At 74.1% G+C, this 2,164-nt stretch carries 3 protein-coding genes; 2 read left to right on the top strand and 1 reads right to left on the bottom strand.

Features of this window, described 5'->3' with window-relative positions; genetic code table 11:
* Positions 1-905, top strand: a 905-nt coding sequence (locus tag ACVNF4_RS35230) for an aminotransferase class I/II-fold pyridoxal phosphate-dependent enzyme (RefSeq protein WP_461806919.1), incomplete at its 5' end; no start/stop codon positions are given.
* Here the strand turns inward: ACVNF4_RS35230 and ACVNF4_RS35225 are convergent.
* Positions 817-1,770 (bottom strand): DMT family transporter, encoded by a 954-nt coding sequence (locus tag ACVNF4_RS35225; protein WP_461806918.1) that lies wholly within the window; start codon positions 1,768-1,770, stop codon positions 817-819. The genes ACVNF4_RS35230 and ACVNF4_RS35225 overlap by 89 nt on opposite strands.
* Before the next feature lie 74 nt (positions 1,771-1,844).
* Between ACVNF4_RS35225 and ACVNF4_RS35220 the strand changes: the two genes are divergently transcribed.
* The coding region (locus ACVNF4_RS35220) for a LysR family transcriptional regulator (RefSeq protein WP_461806917.1) at positions 1,845-2,164 on the top strand (320 nt) is incomplete at its 3' end.

Genomic DNA, 2,164 nt, shown 5'->3' with positions numbered 1-2,164 from the left:
GGGCCGCGTTCGACGCCGACGGCGTGCCCGACGGGCCGCTGGTCGTCGCCTCGGGGTCGCTGGACGCGGTCGAGCGGGTGCTCGCCGTCCACCTGAAGCCGGGGGACGCCGTCGCCGTCGAGGACCCCGGGTGGAGCCGGCTGCTCGATCTCATGCCGGCGCTGGGGCTTCGCGTGGTGCCCTTCGCCGTCGACGACGAGGGGCCCGTCCCCGGGGCGCTGCGGGCCGCGCTGGAGTCGGGGGCGCGTGCCGCCGTCGTCACCGACCGGGCGCAGAACCCCACGGGGGCCGCTGTGAGTGCGGGCCGGGCGCGGGAACTGCGGGGGATTCTGGGGGAGTTCCCCGAGGTGCTCGTGATCGAGGACGACCACGGGCACGGGATCGTCGATCTGCCGCTGCACCCGTTGGGCGGGGTCACCCGGCACTGGGCGTTCGTGCGGTCCGTCGCCAAGGCGTACGGGCCCGATCTGCGGCTCGCGGTGCTGACCGGGGACGCGGTGACCGTGGACCGGGTCCGGGGGCGGCAGCGGCTGGCGGCGGGGTGGGTGAGCCTGGTGGTGCAGCGGGCCGTGGTGTGGCTGTGGCGGGAGGGGGGCGTCGATCCCGGGGTGGTGGGCGGGGTCTACCGGGAGCGGCGGGAGGCGCTGATCGGGGCGCTGGCCGAGCGGGGGGTGCCCGCCAGGGGGCGGAGCGGGCTCGCGGTGTGGATCCCGGTCGAGGACGAGACGGGGGTGGTGGCCCGGCTGCTGCACGCCGGGTGGGCCGTCGCCGCAGGGGGGCGGCTCAGGGTGAGTTCCCCGCCCGGGATCCGGGTGACTATCTCTTCGCTGCGGGAAGGGGAAGTCCAGGAGTTCGCTCAGGCCGTGGCGCAGGCGCTGCGGAACTCCGCGTGGGGGACGGTGTGACGGCGCTCCGCCGCACCTGGGTCAGAGCCGCGCCGGCCAGGACGATCACGGCTCCCACCGGCGTCGACCAGGTCAGCGTCTCCCCGAGGAACGCCGTCCCCGCCGCCGTCGCGACCACCGGCGTGAAGTAGGTGACCAGCTGGGCGGTCGTCGGCCCCACCTCCGCCACCAGCCCGTACTGCGTCAGCACCGCGAGCCCCGTGCCGAGCGCTCCGAGCGCCGCCACCGCCAGCAGCGAGGGCGTCGGGAAGCTGTGCGGGAACGGCGTGATCACGGCCAACTGGACGGTCGCCAGCAGGAGTTGCGCCCCCGTCATCGACAGGGCCGACTCCGGGCGCCCGGACAGCGTGCGGCGGACGTAGATCCAGCCGACGGCATAGCTCAAGGAGGCCGCGAGGGCGAGAGCCGTGCCCCGGGGCTCCAGGCCGGAGAAGCCCTGCCAGGCGCCGAGGACCGTCAGGACGCCCAGGAAGCCGACGGCCAGGCCCGCGACCCGGATCCGGGTGGGGCGGTCCTCGGAGAGCGCGACCAGGGAGAGGGCCATGCCCCACAGCGGGGAGGTGGCGTTGCAGATGCCGGCGAGCGCCGAGGGGATCGTCAGCTCCGCGTAGGCGAAGAGGGAGAACGGGAGGGCGTTCAGGAGGAAGGCGGCGACCGTCAGATGGGCCCAGGTGCGGACGCCGCTCGGGAGGCGCTCACGCTTCACCGCGAGGGCGATCGCGAGGACGGCCGTCCCGAAGAGCAGGCGGCCCAGGGCCACCTGGAGCGGGGCGAAGCCGTGGGTGCCGACCTTGATGAACAGGAAGCTGAAACCCCAGATCAGGGAGAGGGCGGCGAAGCGCAGACGCCAGTCGAGGTGACTCATGCCGTCCACTGTGCGGGAGACGATCTCGTAGCACAATCGAGAATTTCAGCGAGGTATCTCGTAGTATCGCTTACATGTTGAACCTGGAGCGCCTGCGGACCCTCGACGCCCTCGCCCGGCACGGCTCGGTGAGCGCCGCCGCGCTGGCCCTGCACATCACCACCTCCGCCGTCTCCCAGCAACTCGCCAAACTGGAGCGGGAGACCGGGCGGCAGTTGCTCGCCAAGCACGGGCGCGGGGTGCGGCTGACGGACGCCGGGGTGCTGCTCGCCGAGCACGCGCGGCGCATCCTCTCCCAGGTCGAGGTCGCCGAGGCCGATCTGGAGGCGCAGCGCGGGGAGGTCGCCGGGGAGCTGCGGATCTCGGCGTTCCCGACGGCCGCGCGCGGGCTGTT

Source organism: Streptomyces sp. S6, assembly GCF_054880855.1.
The sequence above is the reverse complement of the archived record's forward strand: the minus strand, read 5'-3'. Positions and strand labels throughout refer to the sequence as shown.

Bases quoted from the DNA above. Each gene is read 5' to 3' on its own strand.
- ACVNF4_RS35225 (WP_461806918.1), bottom strand. From the start codon at position 1,770: ATGAGTCACCTCGACTGGCGTCTGCGCTTCGCCGCCCTCTCCCTGATC.